This window comes from Vibrio sp. 10N.222.49.C9 (assembly GCF_041474985.1).
Taxonomy (GTDB): domain Bacteria; phylum Pseudomonadota; class Gammaproteobacteria; order Enterobacterales; family Vibrionaceae; genus Vibrio; species Vibrio crassostreae_C.
The window spans coordinates 1-445 of sequence record NZ_JBFRVD010001019.1; the positions used below are offsets into that span (position 1 = coordinate 1).

General features: G+C 48.1%; 1 protein-coding gene. It reads left to right on the forward strand.

The genetic code is table 11. The features are described from left to right. Window positions 1-17 precede the first annotated feature (17 nt). Window positions 18-445 (forward strand): asparaginase domain-containing protein (locus AB4585_RS26700; RefSeq protein WP_372171763.1); only part of this gene is annotated, 428 nt, incomplete at its 3' end.

The window sequence follows — 445 nt, forward strand, 5'->3', positions numbered from 1 at the left end:
AAAAAGCACCTGTCTTTATGTCTCAGCAGAACACACGTAAACACATTTATATCGCGTATACCGGTGGTACTATCGGTATGCAAAAATCCGCGAACGGCTATGTACCCGTAGCAGGGTTCATGGAATCGCAACTTGCTGGTATGCCGGAATTCAATCGTCCAGAGATGCCAGAGTACACTATCCATGAGTACGCGCCGCTTATCGATTCTTCCGATATGACCCCTGCTGATTGGCAACAAATTGCCGACGACATCAAGAATAACTACGACAAGTACGATGGTTTCGTGATTCTGCACGGTACCGATACCATGGCGTACACGGCGTCTGCTCTGTCGTTTATGTTGGAGAACCTTGGTAAGCCGGTAATCGTAACAGGGTCTCAGATTCCCCTTGCTGAACTGCGCTCAGATGGTCAAGCCAATTTGCTTAATGCCCTGCATATTGC